The organism is Pseudidiomarina donghaiensis, from assembly GCF_900116895.1.
GTDB classification, from domain to species: Bacteria; Pseudomonadota; Gammaproteobacteria; order Enterobacterales; family Alteromonadaceae; genus Pseudidiomarina; species Pseudidiomarina donghaiensis.
On sequence record NZ_FPCF01000004.1, the window covers coordinates 130,199 to 151,670 of the forward strand.

The following is a 21,472-nucleotide window of genomic DNA, read 5'->3' on the forward strand; positions in this document are numbered from 1 at the left end:
GGCAAAATTACGGCAATGGGTGAGAATCTTTCCGCACCGGAAAATGCCCGCGTGATTGATGTGAGCAATAAACATGTCTATCCAGGTTTAATTGCGTTGGACACCACACTTGGTTTGATTGAAATAGAAGCGGTAAGGGCAACCGACGACACTCGAGAAATTGGCAATGTTACGCCTGAGGTAAGTGGTCACACTGCTTATAACCCTGATTCGGAGGTTATCCCTACAATTCGTTTCAACGGTATCACTCATGCTCAAATTGTGCCTCAACGCAACTTGATTGCTGGCCGCTCTAGTCTGTTGCAAACGGATGGTTGGACTTTCGAAGATGCTGCTGAGGCGTTAAACGTTGGGGTTCATGTCAACTGGCCGCGGGCTGGTTTGAATACTGCTTGGTGGGAGCGTCGTTCTGCCGAGGAACAACGAAAAGCAAACGCTGAGGCACTCAAGAATTTGAAGCAAGCTTTTGTTGACGCAAAAGCATACTTTGATGCGAAACAAGCCGGTAAGCTTAATGGTACCGACGTGCGTTGGGAGGCAATGACTGGGCTGTTTGATGGGTCCAGCAAGCTGTTTGTGCATGCGCACGATCAACGCCAATTAGAGCAAGCGATAGATTTTGCGAAAGAGCAGGGCTTTGAGTTGGTGCTTGTTGGTGCTCGTGATGCATGGCGTATTGCTGATCAATTAGCAGCAGAAGACATCATGGTTGTCTACGGCGAACCATATGGTTTACCAACCCGTCACGACGAAGCCTATGATCAGGCCTATGCAACGCCGGCGGCGCTTGCTGCGGCAGGAGTAAACTTTGCGATAGCCTATTCAACGGGCTACTGGGATATTCGAAACTTAGCATTCGCCGCAGGTAACGCTGTGTCTTATGGTTTGTCGAAAGAACAAGCGCTAGCAGCGATTACAATTAAGCCTGCTGAAGTGATGGGCGTTGCCGACAAAATTGGCTCGCTTGAAGTGGGTAAACACGCCTCCTTGTTTGTTTCAGAAGGTGATGTCATGGACCACCTAGGGCAACAAGTGCAGTTAATGTTTATTGATGGCGCCGAAGTTGATCTTAACAATCGTCATAGTCAGCTTTATCAAAAATATCGCCAAAAGCCTTAATTTTAAGCTTATGTATAAAGCGTTAGCAAAAAGCCGGATGACTATCCGGCTTTTTTTATTGTTTTTTCGTGCAGAATCAAAAGTAACTATTGTGTTAAGGTGCTGCAATTGGCAGTATTTCATTAGAGCGCTATAACGAGGATATACACATGCCATTACACCGCCAGTTTGCCAATGACGGCAAAGAGCTGATTATTGCAATAAAAGGGAAGTTTGACTTTGGGTTAGTACAGGAGTTTCGCCAAGCTTATGGCGATGTTGGTGACCAACAGCCGACAGTGTTTATCGATTTGCGAGAAACGGAATATCTTGATAGTTCAGCGTTGGGCATGTTGCTAAATATGCGCAAGTCTCTCGGTAAGTCAGTAAAGGCAATTCATATTATTAATTGCCGCCCTGAAGTGCGAAGTATTCTTGATATTTCACGCTTTGATAAATTATTCGTGATTGAATAATGTGACTGTAAATGGATATTTATATTGAGCCTCCCATCGATAAAGCGCCAACTTGGCTGATCGTTGATGACTCAACTTTTGCGCAAGATGCGGCAGCACAACTTCAGCAACTTGGGCTGAAGAATTTAAAAATATCATCCTACAAGAACGTCAATCAGCAACACATTCGACCGCCGATGATTTGGCTAATGTCAGCGGCTACATTAAATAACCAAACGGATATAGCACCGCAGGCAAGCCAGTCTCAGGTTGGATTGTTAATCACGGAGGCTGATGTAAATATTGATACTTGGTTGGCGTGCGTACCTGACATCTTATTGTGGCCTGAGCCTTTGGGATTAGTGCGAATGCGCATCGAATTGTTGCGGCGACTGTATGAAAATGAAAGCCAAGTTGATGCCATGCGTCGCTCGCTGGCGTGGCACAAGGCACGAGTTGAGCGAGAACATCAACTGGTTGAGCATATTTTCCAGAATGCACTGAGTCGAAATTATCTTGATTTCGAGTTTGTACAAACGTACTTAACACCAGTGTCAAAATTTAATGGCGACTTGTGCTTAATTTCGCCAGGCCCCTTGGGCAACATCTATATGCTAATGGCTGACTTCACTGGGCACGGGCTGGCTCCCGCAACTGGTGCGCTGCCACTTTCTCAAGCTTTTTTTGCGATGTCAGATCGGGGTGTTTCGGTAGCTGAAATGGTGACCGAGTTTAACTACCGAATGAACCGGTTGCTGCCAAATGATATGTTTTGCGCTGCTATTTTGCTGGAGCTTTCTGCCAATGGTGAACGAGTAACCTATTGGAATGGGGGCATGCCCCCGGCGCTGTTGTTCAATGATACTGGCGAAATTTTGCGACGTCTCAGTCCAGGTCATATGGCATTAGGCGTGGTCGATGACGATGAGTTTGATAGCCGCGTCACTACATTTAGAACCCCAGCTCGTAGTTCCATTGCTCTGTTCACCGACGGTGTTACCGAGCTGCTTGGGCATCAACATCAATTTTTAGGTTCAGAAGCACTCGAGATTTTATTGAGTAAACACCCGCAAGCTGAAGAATTTACTAAAATCGTTGAGGCTCTCGAAGGATTTCGAGGCGAAACCCCCTTACATGATGATTTGTCATTGGCTATTTTGCAGTGCAGGGCAACCGGTTTAGGAGCGGTTCAGCCAGAGGCCGACATGTATGGTTTACCCTTTGAAATAAAGGTAGAGTTGACGCCTGAACACCTCAAAACAATCGATCCGGTAAGTCATATTCTTGCTGCGCTGAGCCAATTGCCGTTTTTGCGTCGCCATCGCACAACTATTTATCTTTTTTTGGCCGAGGCATTTAATAATGCCTTGGAGCACGGACTGTTGGGCTTAGACTCGTCAATAAAGCAAGATGTAGACGGTTTTGCTCACTACTATCAACTGCGCCATGAGCGTCTTGCAGAGCTTGACCAAGGGCATATCACGATTAGCGTAGCCTTTGCCACGGAACAACGACAATTGCGTGTTAGCGTGGCCGATAGCGGACATGGTTTTGCCGCTACGGCCAATAAACACGATTTAACCAAAAGTTATGGACGCGGCCTTGATTTACTTCGTCAAATGACAAGTAATTTGTGCTGGGACCAAGAGAAACGTGAAGTATCCTTTAATTATCAGCTTTAGCCGCCGGCAAGCTTAACGGAAAAGCCTTTTTGCTCAAGCCAACGCTTCGCTTTTTCTCGTTGGTCGCCTTGTAATTCGATCGTATCGTCTTTTACAGCCCCCCCTACGCCGCAAAGTTTACGCAATGCCGATGCGTACTCTTGCAGGAGAGCCGGCTGGGTTGGCAGCTCGAAAATTACCGTGACGCCTTTACCTTTTCGTCCTTTGGTTTGCCTTTGAATTCGCACAGGTACCGAAGTGTCAGGTGTCTCGTTATTGCGGGTTGAGTCTGCAGCGTTCGTTTCAGACTCATCGGGCGGAGCCTTAAAACCGAGATTTTTCAACTGTTCTTGTAAACTGCTCACTATTTCCTCAAATTCGTCTTGGAATAAATAGCTAAGGTGTTATATATTTTTGGCATAAGCATTTAACTTTGGATCAAGCCATGAAGTTGCAGCAACTGCGCTATATTGTCGAAGTATTAAATCATAATCTCAACGTTTCAGCGACTGCTGATAGTTTGTATACCTCGCAACCAGGTATAAGTAAGCAGGTGCGCATGCTTGAAGATGAACTTGGCATTCAAATATTTGAGCGCAGTGGCAAGCATTTGACGCATGTCACGGCTGCCGGCCATGAGGTGATTCAAATTGCTCGAAATATACTGTCTCAGGTGGAATCTATTCGTGCCGTGGCCGGCGAGTATACGCAGCCCAATCAAGGCAAACTGAACATAGCCACAACCCATACTCAAGCACGTTACGCACTACCAGCAATGATTAAAGACTTTATGCTGCGCTACCCCGAGGTTTCGTTGCACATGCATCAAGGCTCTCCTGAACAAATTAGTGAAGCTGCGGCAAAGGGCAGGGCTGATTTTGCAATCGCAACCGAAGCGCTGCATTTGTATCAAGACTTGATAATGTTGCCTTGTTACCACTGGAACCGTTCAATTATTGCGCCGCCAGACCACCCGTTAGGGCAATTAGACAAGGTGAGTGTAACCGACTTAGGGCAATACCCGATTGTGACTTATGTGCATGGTTTTACTGGGCGTTCAGAGTTAGATAAAGCCTTTAGTGAAGCTGGAATCAAACCCAATGTGGTATTTACGGCAACCGATGCTGACGTTATTAAAACCTACGTGCGTATGGGTTTAGGAGTTGGTGTGGTGGCAAGTATGGCAATAGATAAAAACCACGATAGTGACTTATTAAGTATTTCAGCAGGGCACTTGTTTACCTCGAGTACGACTAAAATTGGCTTCCGCAAAGGCACTTTTTTACGTGGCTATATGTATGACTTTCTGGAAGGTTTTGCGCCTCATCTCACCCGTTCGCGGGTGGATGAGGCGATGACCAAGAAATCGCAAGAAGAAATCGATAAACTATTTAAAAATATCGAGTTACCCTTACTTTAAGCGGGCCGTGTTAACACTCAATAATGTTCACGGCTAAGCCGCCACGTGCGGTTTCTTTGTACTTGGTTTTCATGTCGTTGCCGGTGTCCCACATGGTCTTAATAACCTTATCTAGGGAAACTTTGTGATCACCGCTGCCGCGCAACGCAAGTCGTGCGGCATTAATGGCTTTAATGGAGCCCATAGCATTACGCTCAATACAAGGCACCTGAACTAAGCCACCTACAGGATCACAGGTTAATCCTAAGTTGTGTTCCATGCCAATTTCAGCCGCGCATTCAACCGAGCTCACATTACCACCCATTAGCTCAGCTAAAGCGCCGGCAGCCATGGAGCAGGCCACGCCCACTTCACCTTGGCAGCCAACTTCAGCGCCGGAAATAGAAGCGTTTTTCTTGTACAAAATACCAATGGCAGCAGAGGTTAATAAGAATCGCACCACGGTTTCTTCATCTAACGGGGCAATGAATTTATCGGCGTATTTCATAACCGCCGGAATAATTCCTGCAGCACCATTTGTGGGTGCGGTAACTACGCGCCCGCCCGCGGCGTTTTCTTCGTTCACGGCTAACGCAAATAAATCGACCCAGTCCATGGTTTGCATGGGGTCGGTCGATTTTTCGTTTTTCAGGCGTTGATATAAACCAGGCGCCCGACGACGAACCTTCAAGCCGCCTGGCAAGATACCTTCGGTGCGAATACCACGGTCAATGCATTCATCCATGGTTTTCCAAATGTGCATTAAGCCACTGCGAATATCAGCTTCGCTGCGAAATACTTTTTCGTTGGCCAGCATTAACGAGCTGATTCGTAAACCGTGTTCGTTACAGTGTTGCAGTAATTCATCGCAGCTATCGAACGGATAAGGAATTGGCTTGCTTGATTGCTCGATGGCCTCTTCAAGGCTGTCTTCAAAATCTGCATCGCGAACAATAAAACCACCGCCAATGGAGTAATATAAATCTTGGTAGATAACCTCGTCGCCTTTATACAGACGAAGCTCCATAGCATTAGCGTGCCGCGGCATGGTTTTACGGCGATGAAAAACAATAGCGCCTTCGCGCGGGAATTTGATCTGGTGTGTGCCTAACAGGGCCAAAGTTTGGTTTTCGTCGGTGCGTTGTAAGAAGTCATCAACCGTGGTGGTGTCTACCGTCTCTGGCTGTTCTCCGGCCAACCCTAAAATAACCGCTTTACCGGTGCCGTGACCTTTACCGGTTTGGCCTAACGAACCGAATAGTTCAACCAGAATACCGTCGGCATTGGTTAAACCAACGGCCTTATCTGCCGCGTGCAAGAATTCATAGGCAGCGCGCATAGGGCCCACGGTATGTGAGCTGGAAGGACCAATTCCGACTTTGTAGATATCAAACACACTAATCATAAATTTTTCTAATTCCGTTAGTCATTAAGTGGACGATACATAAATTGCCGCTCAGGATACACGTGATCGGCTAGTTCACGCAAAATTCCAGCGGTTGCTCCCCAAATATTTCGTTGTTGGTAGGGGATAAAGTATACCTGATCATAAATAAAACGCCGTAGCCGATACACATAATGCTGGTGTTGATGCAGTACTTCACGCAGCGGCACGGTAAAAATTTCGGCAACTTCTCGTGCTTCGCGTACAAAGGGTTGGCTAGGTTCAGCAAATACCACAAATGGTCGAATTAAGAAGTTGCTAATAACCGGATAGTCTTGTAGTTGCCCAAGCAGCGTCACTGCGCTTGGGTCAAGGCCTATTTCTTCGTGCGCTTCGCGTAGTGCGGTGGTATATAGATCTTTGTCTTGCGGCTCTTGTCGCCCACCGGGAAAGCTAATTTGTCCGGCATGATGACGCAGCTGCGCACTGCGTTGCGTGAGCACCACGTGCAGTTCGCCATGTTGCTCAAGCAATACGACGAGCACCGCAGCCGGGCGTAAACGCTTGAGTAACGGTCGCTTTAGTTGCGGCGCTGGGTTGAGCTGAAAGCGGTGCAAAAACTCGTCACGGGTCATACTGGTGGCGACTCCGCGCTCAACACTGGCAGAATTCGGGCCACCTTATCGAAGGTTTCTTGGTATTCAGCGGCACATTCAGAATCAGCCACCAAACCGCCACCGGCCCAGCAATAGATATGGCCAGTCTGTGGGTTCTGCTGCACCGCAACCAGAGTACGTATGGCGATATTGGTATCGGCGTGACCATGTTGTGAAAAATAACCAAAACTACCGCAATAATAGCTGCGGCGATGAGGCTCAAGCTCGTCAATAATTTCCATGGCGCGAATTTTCGGGGCGCCGGTAATAGAGCCGCCGGGAAAGCACTGAGCAAGTAAGTGAATACCTTGCTTGGTATCCGCTAATTCGCCAACCACAGTGCTTACTAAATGATGCACAGCAGGATACGACTCAATAGCAAATAATTGAGGTACTTTAACGCTACTAGGTTTACATACGCGGCTAAGATCATTGCGCAGCAAGTCAACGATCATGACATTTTCGGCACGGTCTTTGGTTGAGTGTCGCAATGCTTCGGCCATGGCTTGATCTTGAACCGGATCGGTTTGTCGAGGCCGGGTGCCTTTAATGGGCTTGGTTTCCACATGGCCGTTGGTATCAATGGCTAAAAAACGCTCCGGTGATAACGACAGTAGGGCGCCCTCGGGGAACTTAAAGTAGGCCGAAAACGGCGCATTATTGTGGGCCCGCAGGTTTTTATAGGCCGACCATGTAGTGCCTTGATAGTTCGCTTGAAAACGCTGGGCTAGATTAACCTGATAACAATCACCGGCGAGCAAGTAGTTCTGTACTTGCTTGAATTTGTCAGCATAGTGCTCAGCTGTCATATTGCTTTGCCAAGCGCTCTTTAGGGTAAAATGTTGCTGTGCCGGTTGCTCAGCGGCAAGCCAGTAGTCGCTTAATGCCTTTATTTGTGATGCCTCGGCCAAGAGCCAAGTTTCGCCGGTTACACGCTGTTGCATCAGTGCTTGCGTGTATAAACCAACGGCTATGTCTGGCAGCGAAATATCGGCCTCAGCTTGCGTGGGTAACTGTTCTAATGCTCGCCCTGCATCGTAACTCCAAGCACCCGCTAAACCGCCTTGAAATGGCAAATGCTGAGGGCCTTCGTAGCTTGGTGTTTGGGCAAGCAAAGCCGCCAGCTGGCTTGGCCAATCGTTGATGTCGGTAACTAGGCTTACCGGTTGGCGAAAAATCATGTCCCATTGCCCTGCAGCGCTGTCACAGCTGTCTAACAGCAATGCCCAAGGTTCGTGCGCACAGCGCTCGAAAACCTCGGCTAAAGGTGAATTGATCGGCAATTGAACGGCGACTAACGGCACTGCAAAACCTCCATGGTAAATCTGCCGTGAAGCATATCATAATCTCTACAAGAAGCTGTGCTGAAAACTGGTCAGCGTGGTGACAAAAGGCTATGATAGCGTCAACTTTACGTTACCCCCTTAAAAAGAAACTTAAGCGAATTCCGAGGTATTCATGGCTATTATTCGTCAGGCAGACTTTATTGAAAGCATTGAAGATGCGTTGCAGTACATTTCGTATTATCACCCGCTAGATTTCGTACAGGCGCTCGAAAAAGCCTACCACCGCGAACAAAGTGACGCGGCGAAGAACGCCATTGCCCAGGTACTGACGAACTCACGGATGTCGGCCCAAGGCCGGCGGCCAATTTGCCAAGACACGGGTATTGTCACCTGCTTTGTAAAAGTAGGGATGGGGGTGCAGTGGGACAAAACTGACATGACCGTGCAACAAATGGTAGATGAAGGCACTCGTCGCGCTTACACCAACCCAGAAAACCCGCTGCGAGCTTCTATTGTTGCCGACCCGGCAGGAAAGCGTAAAAACACCGGCGATAACACGCCAGCTGTGGTGCACATTGATATGGTGCCGGGCGATAACATTGAAGTGATGATTGCGGCCAAAGGTGGCGGTTCAGAAAATAAATCGAAAATGGTGATGCTGAATCCAAGTGACAATATCGCTGATTGGGTGGTCGAAACCATGCCTAAATTAGGAGCTGGCTGGTGCCCGCCAGGTATGATTGGCTTGGGTATTGGTGGTACGGCCGAGAAATCAGCGGTATTGGCCAAAGAAGCACTGATGGACCCAGTAGACATTCAAGAGTTGCTTGATCGCGGCCCACAAAATGCCGAAGAAGAGCTGCGTTTAGAAATTTATCATCGTGTGAATAAGCTTGGTATCGGCGCACAAGGCTTAGGCGGCGTGACCACGGTGATGGACGTGAAAATTAAAAGCGCACCAACCCATGCGGCTTCCAAGCCGGTAACCCTCATTCCAAACTGTGCGGCAACACGTCACGCGCATTTTGTGCTAGACGGTTCAGGCCCGGCAGACTTGCAGCCACCTAAACTAGAAGACTGGCCGGATATTACTTTTGAGCTTGGTGACGATGCGCGCCGTGTGAATTTGGATACGGTGACTCAGGCCGATATTGAAAGCTGGAAAACCGGCGAAACCGTATTGCTTTCAGGCAAAATGCTGACTGGTCGTGATGCTGCGCACAAGCGTATTAAAGACATGCTTGATCGTGGCGAGCAATTGCCGGTCGACTTTACCAACAAGTTTATTTACTACGTTGGCCCAGTAGACCCTGTGGGTGATGAAGTGGTTGGCCCTGCCGGCCCAACGACAGCCACCCGGATGGATAAATTCACCGACATGATGCTCGATAAAACCGGTATTTTGGGCATGATTGGTAAAGCTGAGCGTGGCCCAGCTACCGTCGAGAGTATCAAGCAACATAAAGCGGTGTATTTAATGGCGGTAGGTGGTGCTGCATACCTGGTGGCTAAAGCCATTAAAAAAGCCCGTGTGGTTGCCTTTGAAGACTTAGGTATGGAAGCCATTTATGAGTTTGACGTGGAATACATGCCAGTGACTGTCGCGGTAGACAGTACGGGCGAAAATGCGCACGAAACCGGGCCTGCTATTTGGCGCGTGAAACTGGAAGCCGCTGATGCTTAGTCTTGCGCTTTGGCATGTGATAGCAGCGGTTAGCGCCGCTGCTATTATTGGCGTTGCAATCACTTGGTTGTGGTTAGGGCCGCGGCAAAAAATGTTGGCTAGCCAACTTAGCGATGCCCGCGAGCAACTGCAGCAGCAGCGAGATTCGTACGAAACTCGGGTAAACACCGTAACCGAGCAACTACAACACACTCAGCAGCTACGCAGCAACTTGCAGGCAGAGCTAGCAGCGGTGCGCGCCGAGCTTGGCGCTAAATTGCAAAACGCGACAGAAAAGCAACAGCTATTAGAAGCCAGTGAAGAGCGATTAAAGAAAGAGTTTGAGCGCTTAGCCCAGCAAATTTTTGAACAAAAATCTGAGCGTTTACAAGCGAACAGCAAACAAACCTTAGAAACCACGCTGGCTCCGTTTAAACAGCAGCTTGAAGCGTTTAAAACCCAAGTGACTCAGCAGTACACGGAAGAGCTTAAGCAGCGTTCAGCGTTAACCGAGCAAGTGAATTCGTTACGCGACTTGAATAAGCAAATGGCCGCTGAAGCCGAAGCCTTAACCCGCGCTTTAAAAGGCGACACCAAAGCACAAGGTACCTGGGGCGAGGTGGTATTAGAGCGTATTCTCAATCAATCGGGCTTGCGCGAAGGGCAAGAATACGAAACCCAGTCGCATCATCGTGACGAAGACGGCAAAAGCTTTAAGCCTGACGTTGTGGTGCACTTGCCAAACGACAAAGACGTGGTCATCGACTCAAAAGTGTCGCTCGTTGCTTATGAGCGTTACTTTAATAGCGATGATGATGCCGAGCGCGAAAGCGCAATGACTGATCATGTCACCTCACTGCGGAATCACATTAAAGGGTTAGGTAAGAAGAACTATCAGCAGTTGGAAAGTGTGCGAACGCTTGATTATGTGCTGATGTTTATTCCTATTGAACCAGCGTTTTTGTTGGCTGTCGACCGTGATCCTGAGTTGATTCGCTTAGCACTCGATAACAATATTATGCTGGTAAGCCCGACCAATTTGCTGGTTGCACTGCGTACGGTTAATAACATTTGGCAATATGAATATCAGAATCAAAATGCGCAAGTTATTGCCAACGAAGCCACCAAACTCTATGACAAATTTGTTGGCTTTATTGACGATATGCAAAAAATTGGCAACGCCATTGACAGTGTTCGCAAGCATTATGATGGTGCAATGAATAAGCTCTCTAGTGGCCGTGGTAACTTAGTTGGGCGCGTTGAAAACTTTAAAAAACTAGGCGTTCAGTCATCTAAGCAAATTGACCGTAAACTATTGAACAATGGTGACAAAGATGACGATGATGAATCATAAAAAAGCGCACGGTTAACCGTGCGCTACGTTGATTATCTCTATTCTCTGCTGCCCTCGAGGGCTATCCCATTCAATTTGTTGGCCTTCAGCTAAGCCCAAAATTGCAGCTCCGATTGGAGCAAACACCGAAATTCCGTTTTCAACCTGTTCTGCATCGCGGGGCAGGCAGAGTACTTTGGTGAAAGTGGCGCCTGTTGCGACAATTTTGAACGTTACCGTGCTACCAATAGCAACTACATTTTCAGGTAACTCTGCTGACTTAACGACTTTGGCGCGGGCAAGTTCTCCTTCGAGCGCGTCCACACAGTCGGGTTTTTTAGTTGGCGTTGCAAGCAAGCCTTCAATTTGTTCAAGATCATGTTGTGTGATCATAATATCCGGTTGATTCATGATATTTTCCTCGTTCATCACGAAAATGTAATAGCCAGTAGCGATTCGTTGTTTATGGGGTAGTTATTTGATGTTTGGTGTGCACAAACAGCACAATGTGCCGGACGTAAGAAAGTACGCCCGGCTTAACTAGGTAAGGTAAGAACAGTAATAAAAACGCTACGCGTATAGTTCAGCATAAAGCCGTTTAATTTCCTTTAAGCTTAAGAAACAGAACTTGCTATCAGATGAGTAAATAATAGAGCCGCCAAAAATAAAGGCAAGTGAAATATTCACTTGCCTTGCGGTGAATGAGTTAGCTTTCTGCGTAGCAATTTTTAACGCTGCACAGTGCCCCATAAATCATATTCATCGGCATGTTCAATCAACACGTCAACCATGTCACCCGGGGCGACGTTCTGCTCACCGTTTAAGTAAACCAAGCCGTCAATTTCAGGTGCATCAGCGTAACTGCGGCCAATGGCTCCTTCGTCATCAACTTCGTCAATGAGAATACGCAGGGTGCGGCCAATTTTGGCTTGTAAACGCGCCGCACTAATTTGTTGCTGAACTTCCATAAAGCGCGCATAACGTTCTTGCTTGATATGCTCGGGTACTGGATCAGGCAACTCGTTCGCTTTGGCGCCCTCAACGTCGGAGTAGGTGAAGCAACCGACACGGTCAAGTTGTGCTTCACGCAAAAACTGAAGTAGTTCTTCAAATTCTTCTTCCGTTTCACCAGGAAAGCCAACAATAAATGTGCTGCGAATGATTAAGTCAGGGCAAATTTCACGCCATTTTTGAATGCGCTCAAGAGTGCGTTCGGCTGAACCTGGGCGCTTCATGAGGCGTAAAATACGCTTATTTGCGTGCTGTAACGGAATGTCCAAATAAGGCAATAACTTGCCTTCAGCCATTAATGGAATGACATCATCAACCGATGGGTACGGGTACACATAGTGCAGACGAACCCAAATGCCTAGTTTACCCAAGGCTTCGCAAAGTGCTTGCATGCTGGTTTTCACCGGTTGGCCATCCCAAAACCCGGTTTTGTTTTTTACATCAACGCCATAGGCGCTAGTGTCTTGTGAAATAACCAGCAGCTCTTTGACGCCGGCGTTCGCTAAGCGCTGGGCTTCGCTTAATACATCACCAATTGGACGGCTGACTAAGTCACCGCGCATGGAAGGAATAATACAGAACGTACAACGATGGTTGCAGCCTTCAGATATTTTCAAATACGCAAAATGCCGTGGTGTCAGTTTCACCCCAGTTTCTGGCACTAAGTTTTCAAATGGAATTTTTTCAGGTTTAGGCACATGTTGATGTACATGCCCCATCACTTCTTCATAGGCATGCGGGCCAGTAATAGCCAGCACATTGGGGTGTACTTCACGAATTTCATCGTCTTTAGCGCCAAGACACCCAGTGACTATAACTTTGCCATTTTCGTTTAATGCTTCACCAATGGCGTCAAGCGACTCTTGAACGGCCGAGTCAATAAAGCCGCAGGTATTTACAATAACCATATCGGCATTGTCGTAACTGTTAACGATATCGTACCCTTCGGTGCGAAGTTGGGTAAGAATACGCTCAGAGTCCACCAAGTTTTTCGGGCAGCCAAGGCTAACAAAACCTATTTTTGCCGAGTTTGACGAGGTGTTCGGGGTAAATTGTTCAACAGTCATTGTGCGCTCATGTGCTTATTAAAACGAAGCGCAGATTATATCACGGCTGAATTGGCTCTAACCACTGTTTCAAAGTTTGTTGAAAAGCTGGGTCTTGCTGTACTTGTGGAATGGCCGAATTTATGCGCTGTATTACTTCTGAACCCCAGTCATTGCGAGTGCAGGCTACAGCGCCTTTGATACGTTCTCCAGCTAACTGAGCAATGGGTAGGAAAGCTAAATTTCCGCCTTCGGTTTGTTCGTAATAAGCTTTGATCATTGGGTAATCAATCGTGAAATCAATGCGCTCGCGAAGAATCATGGATAGCATGGCGGTGTTCGCGTTATCGCTCGTTAAATCAAGGTGTAGTGACGTATCTAGCACGTATTGTTCAAGTAAACTTTGTAACTGCCCGTACATACGGCCAATGGGCTGAACGAATCTATAACTACGATCAGCTAGCATCAACTCAAGATCAACAGGATCGCCATACTTTTTAGTTAAAGTGTCGGCAAGGGCTGGGCGAGTAATAATTCCGTGTGATGGGTAGTCGTGGGTTGGTTCTGAATAAATAATTAACTGTTGGTCATTAGCCGGGCGGTGAATCATACACGGGTAACACAAGTTTTGCTCATTCTCCCACAACATACCAATTCGCGCTTGAGGCAAGTATTCTACTTGGTGTTGTGTATTTGGCATTGCACGCTTAAATGAGTCGACAAGCACATCGCAAACACCTTGGTGAGCAAGTTCACCGTCAATAATATGAAAGGGCGGTGCGACATTGGCCGACCAGAGGATGTAGTCGTCTGCTGGTCGATTCGGTTTAAGACTGTCTGCTGTCGCGAGGGCACTGCCCGCGGTGCACATGAGTAGCATGCCCACCAGCGACATCATAAGGTGCCCCAACGAAATCTGACTTTTCATTCTGCAACACTGCTCGATTGCTTAACATGTTAAAAAATTATAAACAGGTCGAGAGCTATTTCATAGTGTCATTCGTCGCGAATCTTATGTGATCTACCCACATTGCCGTGGCGCCGCAAACCGCGACTGGAATCATCACTAAGTTAACGATAGGAATACTAGCCAGAACGGCGACAATACAGCCAAAACTTAGGCTTTTCCCTGAGCGCTGCCAGAGTTCTGCGCGCATGGTTCGAAACGGCACTTTATGGTTGTCGAAGGGGTAGTCGGCATACTGAATTGTCATCATCCAACCGCCGAATAGAAACCACAGCAGTTGGCCGACTATTGGAACGAACAGCAGCAATAGGCCAAAACCAATAATTCGTGGTAAGAAATAGATGATTTTTTGGAGCTCACGGCCAATAATCCGTGGAATGTCGCGCACCATACCGCTAACACCACCGTCGACCGGGGCAATACCGGTGAGCTTATATTCTACTTTTTCAGCGAGCAAACTATTAAATGGGGACGCAATAATATTGGCAACGCTTGTGAAGGTAAGGGCGAACACCAACACTACACCAATAATGACCAACGGCCACAGTAATACTTCTAGCCACTGTAAATAGCCAGGCAGCCATGCCATGAGGTCAGCCACCCACAAGGTTGCGTAATGAAACGTGTAATAAATGGCAACACTAAATAGCACTATATTTATTATCAGCGGCACCCAAACGTAACGACGCACACCTTTTTGAAAGGCAAGTTCAAAACCGCGGGCAACATAACTACCGCCAAATTCACTATAAATCGGCATATTAATCCTTTGCGTTTTTACATTTATTTATAGTCGCGATTATAACGTAGACAAGCAACTTGTTTGGCAACGAACTGTAAGTAAATATTATCTTATTGAGATTGTTCTAGAACGTGTAAATCTGTTACAAAATAGCTGATTATCTGCTAATGTCGAAGCCATTTAGCACGAACAACCTTATCTTCATTTGGTAGCGAACATATAACGACTATAAATGCGCCTTAAACATATAAAACTGGTTGGCTTTAAATCATTTGTCGACCCTACAAAAGTACCCTTTCCGCACCAAATGACCTGTGTGGTGGGCCCGAATGGCTGTGGCAAGTCAAATGTCATTGACGCGGTGCGCTGGGTGCTAGGCGAAAGTTCGGCGAAAAACTTGCGCGGCGACGCCATGACCGACGTGATTTTTAACGGCTCAAATGCTCGTAAACCGGTTTCTCAAGCCAGTGTTGAGTTGGTTTTTGATAATACCTCTGGGCGCATTCAAGGTGAATACGCTAACTATGCTGAGATTTCGGTTAAACGTTTGGTAACGCGTGATGGTCGCTCGGATTATTTTTTGAATGGCAGTAAGTGTCGGCGCCGTGATATTACCGACCTGTTTTTAGGTACTGGTTTAGGCCCACGTAGCTACGCCATAATTGAGCAGGGCATGATTTCACGGCTGATTGAGTCAAAACCCCAAGAGCTGCGCGTATTTCTTGAAGAAGCGGCAGGCATTTCGAAATACAAAGAGCGCCGCCGTGAAACTGAAAACCGCATGCAGCATACACGCGACAATCTTGATCGTTTAAACGATGTGCGTGATGAACTCGGTAGTCAGTTAGATAAATTACAACGCCAAGCTGCCGCTGCTCGCCGCTACAAAGATTTAAAAGCACAAGAACGCAAGTACAAAGCCGAGTTGCAAGCGCTGCGCTGGTTAGCACAAGAGCAGCAAGCTGAAGTTATTCGAGCCAAAATTCGTGAACAAGAAACAGAGCTAGAGCGGTGGCTGGCTGAACAGCGTGGGAGCGAACGCGGTACCACCGAGTTGCGCGAGCAAGCTGAAGAAAGTAAGCAAAAGTTAGATGCCGTGCAGCAGCAGTATTATCAGTTAGGCAATGACGTTACTCGTACCGAACATCAATTACAAACCCAACGCCAGCAACTGCAACAGCGTGAACAGCGCCGCGGCCAATTACAAGCTGAATTAGACCAGTTGCAGCAAACCCTTGCCGATGACCAGTTACAGCGTGAAGAGCTAGAGGCCACGGTGCTCGAACTACAGCCACAACACGAAGCGGCAGAGCAAGCCGTTGCTGCAGCTAGCGAGCGTTTTGAACAGGATGAATCGGCTTGGTTAAAGTGGCAGGACGATTATCAGCAACACCTTGATGCATTGCAGCGCCGCCGTGAACAACAACAGCAGTTACAATTGCAGCAGCAGCGCTTAGAACATCAGCAACAGCGACTTAGCGACGAATTAACTCGCGCTAAAACCGCCATTGACGAATTGCAACGCGAACAACAGCAATTAGACAGCAGCGATTTGCAAACGCAGATTGCGAAACTGACAGAACAGGCAGAATTGCAGCAGCAGCGTGTACTGCAAGCGCAATCACAACAACAGCAATTGCACGCTGAACTTGAGCAACTATTCGTTGAGCGCGACGAACAAAAGTCGACTCAACAACAGCTGCTCGGGCGCCAAAGCTCCTTGGAACATTTATTAAAAGCCGCTCAAGCGCAAGACTGGCCAGCGGCCCTACAGCAATGGCTGCAACAACACAACATCAAGCCACTCGGGCAGGTTCGAGACTTGCTGCAAGCCGATACCGACTGGCAACTGGCCGTTGAACAAGTTATTGCCCCTTGGCTAGATGCTTGGGTGGTAGAAAAATTACCCGCCCAATGGCCACAGCAGCTCGGTGCGCGTTTAATTACCCTAAGCGCTCGTAACGTTGAAGCGACTAGCTTGGCAAGTAAAGTGACGGGGCCATTGGCGCGGTGGGCATTATTGCAGGGCATAACCTGTGTCGACAATGCAGATAGCGAAACGCCTAGTGACGCTTGGATAACGGCAGAAGGCCAATGGCTACATCGCGGTGGTTTTCAGGTAGCGAATTTTACTGCCGCAGACAGCCAGCTCGCGCAACAACAAGAGCTGGCTGATGTGCTGGCGTCACAGCAACAAGCAGAACAACGCTTAGCGACCATTGAGCAGCAACGCCAACAGCTACAGCAACAACTTGAAGAAGTGCAACACCAACATAGCCAGACTCAAGATAGCCTACGAGAGGTGCAGGCGCAGCTAGCAAGCCGCCAAGAAAAACTGAAGTGGCAGCAGCAACAAGCGCAAGCGTTAGGGCTTAAGCAGCAACAATTGAGCGAGCAATTCGAGCAATGGCAGCAAGAGCAAGAAACGCTCGCTTTGACCCAGCAAGAGGTTGAGCAGCAGCTATTGCAGCTAAGCGAACAGCAACCCACCGGCGATGACGATAGTTGGCAAGCAAAACGCAGTGAACTGCAGTTGGCGCGGCAGCAATCGCGAGATGCTTTAACGACCGCGCAACAACAGTTACAACAATTGACCATGCAACTGCAGCAGGCGCAAACCCAGTTGCAACACCATCAAACGCTGATAAGTCGTGTTGCGCAGCAACAGCAGCAATTACACGAACAGTTACAACAGTTCAACGAACCCGATGTTGAAGGCCAAGAACAGCTTGAATTGTTAGCCATGCAGCTTGAGGAATTGTTGCAAACGCGCGAACAGGTGGACGAAGAGCGGCGCACTTGGGCGAATACATTGAGTGAGCAAGAAGCCAAAATTCGTGAAATTAGCCAAGGCGCACAAGGCGTGCATGGGCAGGTGGAAAAAGTTCGCGCGCAATTGCAAAGTAGCCAGATGGAGCTTGCCGCGCTGCAAGAACGCACACGCAATGTGTTAGCTGTATTACAAGAAATGAACCAACCGTTAAAACCAGTGCTTGAGCAGTTGCCAGAAACCGCTGATGAAAAAGCTTGGCAAACAGAATTAGAGCGTTTACAAAACGCCATCCAACGTCTTGGAGCCATTAACTTAGCAGCCATCGAGGAAGCGGAAACCCTCGCAGAGCGCAAGCAATATCTGGATCAGCAAAACGACGATTTATCGGCGGCATTGGAAACTCTTGAAACGGCTATTCGAAAAATTGACAAAGAAACGCGACATCGTTTCCGCACCACATACGATGCGGTAAACAGTGGCTTGCAAGAGTTATTTCCAAAGGTGTTTGGCGGCGGCAGTGCCTACTTAGAACTGACCGACGACGACCTGTTGGAAACCGGTGTGAGCATTATGGCGAGGCCGCCGGGTAAGAAAAACAGCACAATTCACTTGCTTTCGGGTGGTGAAAAAGCGCTGACCGCTTTATCATTAGTTTTTGCGATATTTCGTTTGAATCCGGCTCCGTTTTGTTTGCTAGATGAAGTGGACGCGCCGCTAGACGATGCTAACGTGGGACGCTTCTGTCGACTCGTTGAGGAAATGTCTGCGAGCGTGCAATTTATTTATATTAGTCACAATAAAGTGGCGATGGAAATGGCCTCCCATTTAGCTGGGGTAACCATGCAAGAAGCTGGCGTATCGCGGCTTGTTGCTGTGGATATAGATGAAGCCGTGGCGCTTACAGAAGCGTCTTGACAACAATTACGATTAGGCAAGTGAGTTGCATGATATGAGTACGATGCAGATAGTTTTTAGTATCATCGGGTTAGTGCTAATCGCCGCGATTATTGGTCACGGTATATGGACCATTCGGCGTAATGAAAAAGCGCAACAACAACGCGCCGAAATGATCGAACAAAAACGTCGTCAAGTAGACAACCAAGGCTTTGATGATGATGGTGTTGGCGCCGTTCGGGTGGTTAAAAGCGCGCCGCGAAAAGCCGCCGAAAGTGTTCCTGAACCTCGGTTAGAATCAATTGATGAAACGCCGGAAACGCCAGAGCATAAGGCTGTGAAACACGAGGACCAGCCCGAAGTAGCTATTCGAGCCAGTGATGATGAGCCTGAACTTGATTTGCCGGAAGTGAAAGTCGAGCACGAGGAGTTGCTCGAGCGGTCGCAGAAAAAATCTGCAGAGCCTACGCTGGTAAGTGCCGGCCAAAAAGCGGCTGCCAAGCCTAGCGCTGAATCATCGAACTCGTCACAACCAGCAACGACAAATGCATCACAACCATCTCAGCAAAGCATGGAACTACCGCTTGAGCGCAGCGATGACGAGCCAATGCTAAATGACGAACCTGACGAAGTTATAGTTTTGCACGTAAGCGGAGATATTCAAGGTGCTGTGTTGTTGCAACAAATGACCGAGCTTGGCTTTAAGTTCGGTGATTTTGACATATTCCACCGCCACGTAGATACAGCCGGAAATGGCGCGGTGTTGTTCAGTTTAGCAAACATGTATAACCCGGGTAGCTTTAACATTGATACCATAGAAACTTTCCAAACGGACGGCGTCGCATTGTTTTTGGCGTTACCAATAAAAAGTAACTCGTTGCAGGCATTTAACATGATGCATAACGCAGCAGTGAAGCTGGCAGCTGCAGTAGGGCGTGGGCAGGTACTTGATGAACATCGTAACCCGTTGACCCGCCAAGCCGTGCAACACATTCATCAGCGGATACGTGAATTTGAACGCAAACGACTGATCAAACATTCAAGCTAAACGGACATCATGAACAGAGATTTATTTGAACAAGAAAGCGCTGATAGTTCTAACTTAGAGCAGCGAGTCGCTCAGTTGCGAGCGTTGTTGACACGCTATAACCGTGAGTACTACGAACTCGATCAGCCGACGGTGCCTGATGCCGAGTATGATCGCCTGTTTCGCGAATTAGTTGATTTAGAACAACGGCATCCTGAGCTTCAAAGTGATGCTTCACCCACGCAAAAAGTTGGCGGCAAAGCGCTAGATGCGTTTACCCAAGTCGCCCACGAAACGCCCATGCTGAGCCTTGATAATGCTTTTTCTGCGGAGGAGTTTGAGACGTTTGCAACGCGCGTAGCGGAGCGTTTAGATAGCGCGACAGCCATTGCATTTTGTTGTGAGCCCAAACTCGATGGAGCAGCGGTTAGTATTTTGTATGAAGGCGGAGAACTAGTTCGCGCTGCGACTCGTGGTGACGGGCAAACAGGCGAAGATATTACCGCGAATGTACGCACTATTCGCAATGTGCCGCTGCAATTGCAAGGCGAATTTCCAACTCGAGTAGAAGTGCGCGGCGAGGTGTTTATGCCGACCAACGCATTTGAAAAGTACAATGAGAAGGCACTCGCTGCGGGTGAAAAAACCTTTGCTAATCCACGAAATGCTGCTGCGGGCAGTCTGCGGCAATTAGATTCGCATATTACCGCCAAACGGCCATTACATTTTTATGCGTATAGCATGGGCGTAGTTAGTGAGGATGTTGACCTAGCTGACACGCATTTTGGTCGCCTTGAACAGCTACAAAGTTGGGGGCTGCCTATTAGCGATGAAGTAAAAGTTGTCGCGCAAAGCAGCGATTGTAAGACCTATTATGATGATATCTTGGCGCGTCGCGCAGACTTGCGTTATGAAATTGATGGCATTGTACTTAAGGTAAACAGTATTGCCCTTCAGCAAGACTTGGGGTTCGTTTCGCGAGCTCCGCGTTGGGCTATCGCATGGAAGTTTCCTGCGCAAGAAGAGTTAACCGTTATTCGAGGTGTCGATTTCCAAGTTGGCCGTACCGGCGCTATTACCCCAGTAGCTCGGCTTGAGCCTGTTGCTGTTGGTGGGGTAACGGTTTCTAATGCAACGTTACACAATGCCGACGAAATAGAGCGCTTGGATATTCGCATCGGCGACACGGTGATAATTAGACGCGCGGGAGATGTTATTCCACAAGTCGTGCAAGTGGTGTTTGAGCGACGTCCTGAAAACACCCAGAAAATTGAATTTCCGCAGCATTGTCCAGTATGTAACTCGCACGTAGAACGGGCAGAAGGTGAAGCCGTTGCACGCTGCACGGGCGGGCTGATTTGTGCTGCGCAGCGGCGTGAGGCCATCAAGCATTTTGCAGCTCGAAAAGCCATGGATATCGATGGACTCGGCGATAAACTGATTGAACAATTGGTGGAACGCGAGTGGGTAAAATCACCAGCCGACCTATATCGTTTGTCGGTTCGAGAGTTAGCCCACTTACCTCGTATGGGGCAAAAGTCAGCTGAAAAAATCAGTAGCGCTATAGCGGCTAGCAAAACAACAACGTTACCGAGATTTTTGTATGCACTAGGTATTCGTGAAGTGGGTGAGGCGACAGCGGCAAACTTAGCAACGCATTTTGCGTCGCTAGAAGCATTAAGCAACGCTGATATTGACGCATTAGAAGCTGTTAGCGACGTAGGAACTGTGGTCGCTAGCCATATTTACCAATTCTTCCGCGAACCTCATAACCAAGAGGTTATTAACGAATTGCTGGAGCTTGGTATCCATTGGCCGGCGGTTGAGAAATTAGCACAGAGCGAAGCCACTTTGGCTGGTAATACTTACGTGTTGACTGGTACCTTGAGTCAAATGACCAGAGATGAAGCGAAGCATGCATTACAAGCTCGTGGCGCAAAAGTTTCTGGCAGTGTGTCGGCTAAAACGACGGCAGTGATTGCCGGCGATAATGCTGGGTCAAAACTAACCAAAGCGGAACAACTCGGGGTAACCATACTCAGCGAGGCCGATTTAATCGACCTGCTGAATAGTTAAT

Annotated in this window: 17 protein-coding genes; 9 read left to right on the forward strand and 8 right to left on the reverse strand. The window is 48.0% G+C overall.

The features are described 5' to 3' along the window. Positions 1-705: 705 nt before the first annotated feature. The 3 genes from BM334_RS13010 (at position 706) to BM334_RS08740 (ending at position 3,235) form a co-directional block, all read left to right on the forward strand. Positions 706-1,119 carry an amidohydrolase family protein gene (locus BM334_RS13010; protein WP_417664456.1) on the forward strand — a complete coding sequence of 138 codons (414 nt, stop codon included), beginning with the start codon at positions 706-708 and terminating at the stop codon, positions 1,117-1,119. Between the two features lie 149 nt (positions 1,120-1,268). Next, on the forward strand, positions 1,269-1,574 hold the full coding sequence (locus tag BM334_RS08735; RefSeq protein WP_055438640.1) for an STAS domain-containing protein: 306 nt from the start codon (positions 1,269-1,271) through the stop codon (positions 1,572-1,574). A gap of 11 nt (positions 1,575-1,585) precedes the next feature. Beyond that, a complete protein-coding gene (locus BM334_RS08740; protein WP_092840852.1) occupies positions 1,586-3,235 on the forward strand; it encodes an ATP-binding SpoIIE family protein phosphatase in 1,650 nt (549 codons plus the stop codon). On the opposite strand, the gene BM334_RS08745 is transcribed toward BM334_RS08740, so the two are convergent. After that, entirely contained in the window at positions 3,232-3,579 is a 348-nt protein-coding gene (locus BM334_RS08745) for a translation initiation factor (RefSeq protein ID WP_198677374.1), read from the reverse strand. The genes BM334_RS08740 and BM334_RS08745 overlap by 4 nt on opposite strands. Before the next feature lie 80 nt (positions 3,580-3,659). Between BM334_RS08745 and cysB the strand changes: the two genes are divergently transcribed. Then, positions 3,660-4,634: an HTH-type transcriptional regulator CysB gene (gene cysB, locus BM334_RS08750; RefSeq protein WP_092840854.1), complete on the forward strand. Its 975-nt coding sequence runs from the start codon at positions 3,660-3,662 to the stop codon at positions 4,632-4,634. Positions 4,635-4,644: 10 nt separating this feature from the next. On the opposite strand, the gene BM334_RS08755 is transcribed toward cysB, so the two are convergent. From BM334_RS08755 to pabB, 3 genes are read right to left on the reverse strand one after another with little or no spacing between them, the layout of a single operon-like run. After that, the gene (locus BM334_RS08755) at positions 4,645-6,018 is read right to left on the reverse strand and encodes an L-serine ammonia-lyase (RefSeq protein ID WP_092840856.1); all 1,374 of its coding nucleotides are present in this window, start codon (positions 6,016-6,018) and stop codon (positions 4,645-4,647) included. A gap of 17 nt (positions 6,019-6,035) precedes the next feature. Continuing rightward, entirely contained in the window at positions 6,036-6,632 is a 597-nt protein-coding gene (locus tag BM334_RS08760) for a CoA pyrophosphatase (RefSeq protein WP_092840858.1), read from the reverse strand. After that, a complete protein-coding gene (gene pabB / locus BM334_RS08765; RefSeq protein WP_198677375.1) occupies positions 6,629-7,957 on the reverse strand; it encodes an aminodeoxychorismate synthase component I in 1,329 nt (442 codons plus the stop codon). Before pabB ends, BM334_RS08760 begins: the two co-directional genes overlap by 4 nt. Positions 7,958-8,111: 154 nt before the next feature. Here pabB and BM334_RS08770 point away from each other — a divergent pair, with 154 nt between their 5' ends. Continuing rightward, entirely contained in the window at positions 8,112-9,623 is a 1,512-nt protein-coding gene (locus BM334_RS08770) for a fumarate hydratase (RefSeq protein ID WP_092840860.1), read from the forward strand. Next, on the forward strand, positions 9,616-10,956 hold the full coding sequence (gene rmuC / locus BM334_RS08775; protein WP_092840862.1) for a DNA recombination protein RmuC: 1,341 nt from the start codon (positions 9,616-9,618) through the stop codon (positions 10,954-10,956). Before BM334_RS08770 ends, rmuC begins: the two co-directional genes overlap by 8 nt. A 12-nt stretch (positions 10,957-10,968) precedes the next feature. On the opposite strand, the gene rnk is transcribed toward rmuC, so the two are convergent. From rnk to cysZ, 4 genes are all read right to left on the reverse strand, one after another. Continuing rightward, complete coding sequence (rnk, locus tag BM334_RS08780) at positions 10,969-11,346, reverse strand: nucleoside diphosphate kinase regulator (RefSeq protein WP_092840864.1); 378 nt, start codon at positions 11,344-11,346, stop codon at positions 10,969-10,971. A 317-nt stretch (positions 11,347-11,663) separates the two neighbouring features. After that, positions 11,664-13,013 carry a 30S ribosomal protein S12 methylthiotransferase RimO gene (gene rimO, locus BM334_RS08790; RefSeq protein WP_092840868.1) on the reverse strand — a complete coding sequence of 450 codons (1,350 nt, stop codon included), beginning with the start codon at positions 13,011-13,013 and terminating at the stop codon, positions 11,664-11,666. Between the two features lie 40 nt (positions 13,014-13,053). Continuing rightward, on the reverse strand, positions 13,054-13,920 hold the full coding sequence (locus BM334_RS08795) for a hypothetical protein (RefSeq protein ID WP_126801848.1): 867 nt from the start codon (positions 13,918-13,920) through the stop codon (positions 13,054-13,056). Between the two features lie 55 nt (positions 13,921-13,975). Further along, positions 13,976-14,719, reverse strand: a complete 744-nt coding sequence (gene cysZ / locus BM334_RS08800; RefSeq protein ID WP_092840871.1) for a sulfate transporter CysZ — start codon at positions 14,717-14,719, stop codon at positions 13,976-13,978. Positions 14,720-14,933: 214 nt separating this feature from the next. Between cysZ and smc the strand changes: the two genes are divergently transcribed. Genes smc through ligA form a run of 3 tightly spaced genes read left to right on the forward strand, consistent with a single transcriptional unit; the run spans position 14,934 to position 21,471 of the window. Next, positions 14,934-18,389, forward strand: coding sequence for a chromosome segregation protein SMC (smc, locus tag BM334_RS08805; protein ID WP_092840873.1), 3,456 nt, complete (start codon positions 14,934-14,936; stop codon positions 18,387-18,389). A gap of 34 nt (positions 18,390-18,423) precedes the next feature. Beyond that, complete coding sequence (zipA, locus tag BM334_RS08810; RefSeq protein ID WP_092840875.1) at positions 18,424-19,416, forward strand: cell division protein ZipA; 993 nt, start codon at positions 18,424-18,426, stop codon at positions 19,414-19,416. A 9-nt stretch (positions 19,417-19,425) separates the two neighbouring features. Next, complete coding sequence (gene ligA / locus BM334_RS08815) at positions 19,426-21,471, forward strand: NAD-dependent DNA ligase LigA (protein WP_092840877.1); 2,046 nt, start codon at positions 19,426-19,428, stop codon at positions 21,469-21,471. The last annotated feature ends 1 nt before the right edge of the window (position 21,472 follow it).

Coding starts and splice junctions, on each gene's coding strand:
- BM334_RS13010 (WP_417664456.1), top strand. CDS start 706: ATGGTTGTCTACGGCGAACCATATGGTTTACCAACCCGTCACGACGAA.
- BM334_RS08735 (WP_055438640.1), top strand. CDS start 1,269: ATGCCATTACACCGCCAGTTTGCCAATGACGGCAAAGAGCTGATTATT.
- BM334_RS08740 (WP_092840852.1), top strand. CDS start 1,586: ATGGATATTTATATTGAGCCTCCCATCGATAAAGCGCCAACTTGGCTG.
- cysB (WP_092840854.1), top strand. CDS start 3,660: ATGAAGTTGCAGCAACTGCGCTATATTGTCGAAGTATTAAATCATAAT.
- BM334_RS08755 (WP_092840856.1), bottom strand. CDS start 6,018: ATGATTAGTGTGTTTGATATCTACAAAGTCGGAATTGGTCCTTCCAGC.
- BM334_RS08760 (WP_092840858.1), bottom strand. CDS start 6,632: ATGACCCGTGACGAGTTTTTGCACCGCTTTCAGCTCAACCCAGCGCCG.
- BM334_RS08770 (WP_092840860.1), top strand. CDS start 8,112: ATGGCTATTATTCGTCAGGCAGACTTTATTGAAAGCATTGAAGATGCG.
- rmuC (WP_092840862.1), top strand. CDS start 9,616: ATGCTTAGTCTTGCGCTTTGGCATGTGATAGCAGCGGTTAGCGCCGCT.
- rnk (WP_092840864.1), bottom strand. CDS start 11,346: ATGAATCAACCGGATATTATGATCACACAACATGATCTTGAACAAATT.
- rimO (WP_092840868.1), bottom strand. CDS start 13,013: ATGACTGTTGAACAATTTACCCCGAACACCTCGTCAAACTCGGCAAAA.
- BM334_RS08795 (WP_126801848.1), bottom strand. CDS start 13,920: ATGAAAAGTCAGATTTCGTTGGGGCACCTTATGATGTCGCTGGTGGGC.
- cysZ (WP_092840871.1), bottom strand. CDS start 14,719: ATGCCGATTTATAGTGAATTTGGCGGTAGTTATGTTGCCCGCGGTTTT.
- smc (WP_092840873.1), top strand. CDS start 14,934: ATGCGCCTTAAACATATAAAACTGGTTGGCTTTAAATCATTTGTCGAC.
- zipA (WP_092840875.1), top strand. CDS start 18,424: ATGAGTACGATGCAGATAGTTTTTAGTATCATCGGGTTAGTGCTAATC.
- ligA (WP_092840877.1), top strand. CDS start 19,426: ATGAACAGAGATTTATTTGAACAAGAAAGCGCTGATAGTTCTAACTTA.